Source organism: Actinomadura montaniterrae (assembly GCF_008923365.1).
Taxonomy (GTDB): Bacteria; Actinomycetota; Actinomycetes; order Streptosporangiales; family Streptosporangiaceae; genus Spirillospora; species Spirillospora montaniterrae.
In genome coordinates this window covers 1-6727 of record NZ_WBMR01000361.1, presented here as the reverse complement: position 1 = coordinate 6727, position 6727 = coordinate 1, and the positions used below count along the sequence as shown (strand labels likewise).

Sequence of the window (6727 nt, the reverse complement as noted above, 5' to 3'; positions counted from 1 at the left end):
GGCCGCGGCCCGCGCCGGCGACGACTGGCTCCCGTACGCCGCCCACCTGCGGGGCAGGCCGACGGAGGCGCAGTGGCAGGAGGCGCGGCGGGAGGTCGCCGCGCGGCGCGAGGCGGCCCGGCCGCCGCTGGCCGCGGTGCTGGACGCGCTCGGCCCGAACCGCGCGCTCGTCGTCGTCGCCGTAGAGGACGCCGGCGTGCGGCTGTTCGTGACGGGCGGCGTCCCGGCGGCGGGACCGCTCGGGTTCCGCGAGCTGGCGGCGGTGCCGTGGTCGGCGCTGCTGCCGGGCCTGCCGGAGGACGCCGCGCACCGCCGGTTCCAGCTCGCGGGCGGGCCGTCCGGCATCGACCCGGCGTGGGCGGACGCGACGATCGGCGGCGCGGCCGGCGACCTCGTGCGGCGGTACTGCACGTCCGTCGACACGGCGGTCATGTCGGGGCTGCCCGGCATGCCGTTCCCGGACGCGGTCGTGCGGGCGTTCACCGACCTGCTGCCGGACGTCCGGATCGCGGCGGGCGAACCGGACGCGGCGGCGCTGCTCGAGCGGATCCTCGCGGAGCGGCCGATCGCCCTGTCCTACGGGCTGGCGGCGCTGCGGTCGCGGCCCGGCGACGGCGCCGCCGAGGTCGTGCGGCTGCCGCTGTTCCCGGCGGGCGCGCGCGCCGGCGACGAGGCGGAGGTGCGGGTGCGCCGCCCGCCCGGCCCCGACCAGGAGACCGCGCTCGCCGTCGTCACCTGGGACGACCCGCCGGAGCCGGTCCGGATCGTGTCGGCGCGGATGCCGCGCGGCGCGGCCGGGCTCGTCCGGGTGGCGCTCGACGGGCCGGGCCGGCTCCGGTTCCTCGAACCGGGCACCGTGGACGGCGACGCCCCCGCCTGGCCGGACCTGCTGCGCCGCGTCCCGCGGCGGCTGCCCGCCGCCGCGTTCGCGACCGAGCTGGTCTGCGTGCTGGAGCTCGGCGGCCGCGCCGAGACCGCCCGCCGCCGCCGCGACCTCGTCGCGGACCTGCTCGAACTGCTCGGCGACGAGCTGGGCGGCACCGCCCGCGTCGCCGTCGTCGGCCACCTGGACCATCCGATCGACCCGAAGCACAAGAACCGGGACGTGGTGTCCGGCGGGCCGCTGCAGCCGGCCGACGACGCCGCCCGCACGCTCGCGGACCTGCCGTCCCCGCCGTCCGGGCCGTTCGGCGCGCGCGCGGCGCCGCTGGAGGACTCCCTCGACCGGGCCGCCGCGCTGCTGAACGGCCCCCGCGACGGCCGCGCCCGGATCCTGCTCACCGTCGCGGGCCGCCCGCCGCATCCCGGCAGCGGGCACGGCGACGTGATCCGGCCCGTCGAGCCGTGCCCGCACCGGCTGAACTGGCGGCAGTCCGTCGCGCAGCTGGAGGCGTCGGGGGTGCGGCTCATCGCGGTGACCGACGCGCCCGCGCCGAAGAGCACGCCGGGGCAGGGCGTCCCGGGGCAGGACGGCCGCCGCCGCGACGCACCGGAGTGGGCGGTGCTCGGCGCCGCGCACCGCACCGACCTCGACTCCGCCGACGCCGCCGGGCTCGCCAAGGTCCTCGGCGTCCTGCCCGACGGCGACGCCCCGCCGCTGCCGTTCCCCCTCGTCCCATGACCCCGACGACCCGCGCCCTCGACGACCTGCGCCCCTCGACGACCAGCGACCCCGACACCAGGACCCCGCGCGAAGGAAGGCCCCGCCCCGTGAACGGCACGACCCCGTGAAAGGCCCGGCATGACCGAACCGTCCCCGACCGAGGAAGCCCGGCCCGACGAGCCCGCCGCCGGCGGCCCGGCCGCCGGGCCGCCGCCGCCCGCGCCGCCGCAGCCCCGCCGCATCGGGCTGTGGGGCGCGCCGACCTGCGGGAAGACCACGTTCCTCGCGGCGCTGCGGATCGCCGCCGAGGAGGGCGGGCACGACGTCCGGCTCGTCGGCTGCAACCGCGCGTCCACCGAGTTCCTCGCCGACACCACCCGGCAGCTGAAGATCGAGCGCCGGTTCGTCCCGGCGACCCGGGAGCTGCCGCCGAACCTCGCCTGGCAGCTGCACGGCACGCACATCAAGAAGGTCCGCCCGGACACCGGCAGGCTCCGCTTCAAGCGGCGCCGCCCCGTCCCGTACACGGTGATGCTGGACATGATGGACGCCCCCGGCGGCATGTTCAGCAGCCGCCCGGAGGACCGGGCCGCGCGCGAGCCGTCGTCCGGGCTGCGGTTCAGCAGCTCCGCCGGCGACGGCGACGGCGGGTCCGGCGACGGCGGCGGGGGCGACGCCGAGGAGCGGCTCGTCCGGCACCTCGCGGGCTGCGACGGGCTGCTGTTCCTGTTCGACCCGACCCGCGAGCGGGAGATGAACGACGCGTACGCGTTCTTCCAGCGGACCGTCCTGCAGATCTCCGAGCTGGCCGGGACCAGCGGCGTCGACCACAAGCTCCCGCACCACCTCGCCGTCTGCATCACCAAGTTCGACCACCCCGAGGTGTACGAGCGGGCCGTGCGCCTGGGCTACGTGACGCCGCCCGCGAGCATCTTCGGGATGCCGCGCGTCGACGAGACCCGCGCGCTGGAGTTCTTCCAGGACCTGTACCGGGGGACGCACGCGCACGACCCCGTGAACTCGCTGCTGCGCGGCATCCGCTCGCACTTCGGCGAGTCCCGCACCCGCTACTTCGTGACGTCCGCGATCGGCTTCTACCGCGACCCGATCGAGAACCGCTTCCAGCCGGAGGACTACCTGAACATCGCCGAGCAGTCCGACGGCGGCGACGGCCTCGCCGGCGAGGACCGGTTCCGCATCCGCGGCGACGTCGCCCCGATCAACGTGCTGGAGCCGGTCATGTGGCTCGCCGGGAACGTGGGCGAACCGTGACCGACCAGGCTCCCGCCCGGGAGGCGGCGGCGCTGCGGGCCGGCTGGGCGATCCGCGGCAAGCCGCCGGGCAGCTACGACGAGTACCGCGTCACCGGCTGCGGCGGCCCCGACTTCAGCTCCGCCGACTACGCGCACATCCTGCGGCACTTCGCGCTCGGCACCCCGTCGCCGGGCCGGTCCGGGCCCGCCGCGCTGCCGTGGATCACGATCAGCGAGGTGCGCGGCGGCGACGACGGCACCCGCATCGGCGTCGCGCTGGAGGACTGGACGGGCGAGGCGGACGGCGCGGGCCGTCCCATCGCCGAGACCCGCTACCTGTGCGTCCCGTACGAGGCGCTGCGCGCGGTGCCGGTGTCGTACGCGGGCCTGTACGAGGCGCTGTCCGCGCTGACGCCGCCGTTCCCGTCCGACGGCCTCGACCTGCGGGTCCCGCCGCTGGACCCGGCGGCCGCGGCGGAGGCGCTCCAGCGGTTCGGGACGCAGCGGGTCGCGGCGGCGGCGTCGCTGCTGCTCGACGGCCCCGTCACCATCACCGGCGCGCCGGACCTCGCCGTCCTGGACCGGCTGGCGTTCCTCGACGCCGTCGCGGCGCTGCTGCCGTACGGGTGGCGGACCCGGTTCAGCGCCGCGACGTGGGACCAGAGCGGCAACCGGAACGTGTCGCTGGCGTTCGCGCGGCAGGTCCGCGAGCGGACCGCCGAGCTGGACTGGCGGGCGCCCCGGCTGCCGGAGCGCGACACCCCGGGCCGCGCGTACGCGGAGATGCTCGCCGACCTGTTCGGGGAGCGGGGCCGGACGGCCGCCGAGGTCGTCGCGCATCTCGCGGAGGCCACCGCGCCGCTCGCCGACGCCGACGCCGGCGCGGTCGTGCGGGTCCTCGGCGGCCTCGACTGGCCCGCCACCGTGCTGCAGGCCGTGGAGCGCGGGACGTACGACCCCGCCGACGTCCGGGACCTGCTGGCCGCCGGGCGGCACCGCGAGCTCGGCGACGCCGGCGCCCGGAAGATGCTGTACGCGCTGATCCGGGAGCGCGCCCCGGAGGACGTGCCGCTGCTGCGCGAGCGCTGGGCGGAGGTCGCGGGGACGACCGTGACGCCGTTCAGGGAGCTGTGCGGGGCGGTCCGCGCCCTGGTCTGGAGCGGCGAGGACGTCCCGTCCGGCGCGCGCGCGGCGCTCGCACTGCCGTACTTCCAGCTCGCCCATGACCTCGGCCGCGCCGACGAGCTGCTCGCCGCCGTGGTGACCGCGCCGAAACGCGACGTGGACGAGGTCGGCGCCGAGGCCGCCGCGCTGGTCGTCCTCGAAGCGATCGGCCCGGCGGCGGTCGTCCCGGCGGGCCCGCGGTGGCCGCAGACGCTCGGCGAGCTGGGCCGGTCCCCGCGCGTGGTGTGCGCGCTGATGACCGCGGTCGGGCGCGGCGAACCCGCACCGCTGCAGGCCTGGTACGAGTGCCTCACCCACCACCTGCCCGAGTCGCTGCTCGGCCTGTTCCGCAACCTGATGTTCTCGCCGCTGACGCCCGTCCACGGCGACCAGTTCGCCGCGCTCGCCCGGCACGACCCCGCCTGCGTCGGCGACGTCCTCGCCCTCGCCGCCGAGGCGCGCCGCCTCCCCCTCGTCCTCGACGGGCTGGCGGACTGGCTGACGTCGCTCGACCGGATCCCGGCGGGCGACGCGCTGGTGCTGAAGGGCCGGCTGGCGCGGGCCGCCGCGCCCGACCCGGCGTCCCTCGGCATGCTCGACGGGCTGCTGCTGTGGCTCGCCGCTCCCCCGCACCACGTGACCGGCACCGCCACCGCCGACCACCCCGCCTACTGGGAGGGGTTCCGGTCGGTGTGGGCGCGTCCCATGCCGCAGGGCCGCGCGGACCGGCGGCGCGAGACGCTGACCGCCTGGCTGCGGGCGGGCGGCTGGGCGTCCGGCGGCGGCGCCGGGCCCGTCCTGATGCTCGCCCGCGAGCTGATGGCCGGGCCGCACGACGAGGCGCGTCCCGTGGCGAAGGCGATGCTCGCCGCCCGCGCGAACGTCCCGGCGCTCGGCGCCGTCGCGGAGTACCAGGTCTGCCGGCACGAGGCCGAGCAGCTCTTCCCCGAACTGGCGAAGGACCCCTTCATGACCGTGCTGACGAACCTCCCGCAGAACGCGACCGCCGGGCACATCGCGACCCTGTGCGCGCAGGAGATGGCCCGCGGCGTACCGGCCGCGCAGATCGCCGACACGCTGCTGAACGGGCTGCCGAACATCACCGCCGGCACCGTCGTGGAGCTGATCGGCGAGGTCCGGTTCGCGCTCACCGAGCTGGAGGACCCCGACGCCGCGAACCGCGCGCTGGACCTCGCCCGCGCGATCGCCCGGTACCCCGGCGTCGGCCCGGGCCTGCGCACCCAGGCCGCGGCGGTCGCGCTCGCCGAGATCGCCTTCTGGCACCGGGTCATCGAGATCACCGCCGCCGACCAGGACGGCGAGCTGCTGATCTCCGAGGAGACCCGGGACGGGCTGAAGCGCAGCGCGGACCGGGCCCAGTCCCTGCTCAAGGCGTCCAAGCCCGCCCGGTGGGGGCGGGGCGGCGGCGGCCGGTCGTGACGGCCGCCGTCGACATCGGGACGGCCACCACCCGGATCCGGACCGCCGCGGGCCTCACCGTCCTCGCGACGCCGCCGCCCGGCGCGATCGCCGGGGTCCTCACCCGCGCGGCCGGGACGGGCCGTCCCGTCACCTGCGTCGTGCCCGACCACTGGCGCGACCACGGCGCCGGCCTCGCCCGGCAGGAACTGCTGCACGCGACCGTCCTGCCGGTCGGGCCCGCCACGCTGATCGGACGGTTCGCCGCCGTCGCCGCGCACGCCGCCGCGCGGACCGGCCCCGGCCGCTACCTGGTCTGCGACGCGGGCGCGTCCGGCACCGGGTTCGGGCTGTGCGAGGTGTCCGGCGAGTCCGTCCGGCTCGCCGACGCCGTCTTCGACCCGGGCGCGGGCGGCGACGCGTTCGGCGAGGCCGTCGCGCCCGGGCGCGGCCGGGAGTTCGCGGCGTCCGCCGCGCGGAACGCCGAGCGGCTCGCCACCGTCCTCGCGACCGCCCGCGAGAAGGCGCTGTTCCGCAACGCGCTCGCGGTCCGCGCCGGCGACCTGGAGATCACCGCGGGCGCGCTGCTGGAGGCGTTCGAGCCGGTCGGCGGGCGGCTCGCGGCGCTCGCCGGGCGCTGGTCCGCCGCGTCCGCGCGGCCGGTGCTGACCGGCGGCTTCGGTGCCTTCCCGCTGGTCGCCGAGGTACTCCCGGGCGCCGCCCCGCTCGGCCCGCACGCCGCCGTCGAGGGCGCCGCGCTGTTCGCCGCCGGGGTGTTCCGGGAGGCGCCGCTGCCCGACGTCCGGCTCCCGATCCACCGGATCCGGGACGGGCTGCCCGCCGAGGCCGAGATCGGCGTCCCCGGACGGCCCGGCCGGTTCGCCGCCCTCAACGGCCGCGACCTGCTGCTGTGCCACCGCCGCGAGCCGACGCTCGGCGCCCCGTCGCTGATGCTCGACGACGCCGGAACGCTCCCGGTCGAGGTCGACGGCCGTCCCGTGCCCTGCCGCGCCCCCGGGCTGCCGCCCGGCGCGTACCGGCTCGGGCTCCGCGCCGCGACCCGCGGCCCCGTCGTCGCCCTGTTCCCCCTCGCGCCGGACGCCGACCCGGTGCCCGTCCCCCTGGAGAGGCCCGCCCGATGACCGACGCGCCCGACGCGCCCGCCGGCCCGCCCGCCGGCGCGCCCGACGCGCCCGCCGATGCGTTCGCCGCCCTGAAGGCCGCGCATACTCGGGCTCGGCCTTCACGGTGATGATCTGCTCGTCCGGGTCGTCGGTGACGATGAGGA

General features: G+C 78.0%; 4 protein-coding genes. All 4 read left to right on the top strand.

All coding sequences use genetic code 11. From position 1 onward, the window contains the following. The coding region (locus F9B16_RS51930; protein ID WP_192809366.1) for a hypothetical protein at positions 1-1621 on the top strand (1621 nt) is incomplete at its 5' end. A gap of 120 nt (positions 1622-1741) precedes the next feature. Next, on the top strand, positions 1742-2875 hold the full coding sequence (locus F9B16_RS48455; RefSeq protein ID WP_151547022.1) for a DnaA/Hda family protein: 1134 nt from the start codon (positions 1742-1744) through the stop codon (positions 2873-2875). Then, complete coding sequence (locus F9B16_RS48450) at positions 2872-5460, top strand: hypothetical protein (protein WP_151547021.1); 2589 nt, start codon at positions 2872-2874, stop codon at positions 5458-5460. The genes F9B16_RS48455 and F9B16_RS48450 overlap by 4 nt, the downstream gene beginning before the upstream one ends. After that, a complete protein-coding gene (locus F9B16_RS51925) occupies positions 5457-6581 on the top strand; it encodes a hypothetical protein (protein ID WP_192809365.1) in 1125 nt (374 codons plus the stop codon). The genes F9B16_RS48450 and F9B16_RS51925 overlap by 4 nt, the downstream gene beginning before the upstream one ends. Positions 6582-6727 lie beyond the last annotated feature (146 nt).

Bases quoted from the DNA above. Each gene is read 5' to 3' on its own strand.
- F9B16_RS48455 (WP_151547022.1), top strand. From the start codon at position 1,742: ATGACCGAACCGTCCCCGACCGAGGAAGCCCGGCCCGACGAGCCCGCC.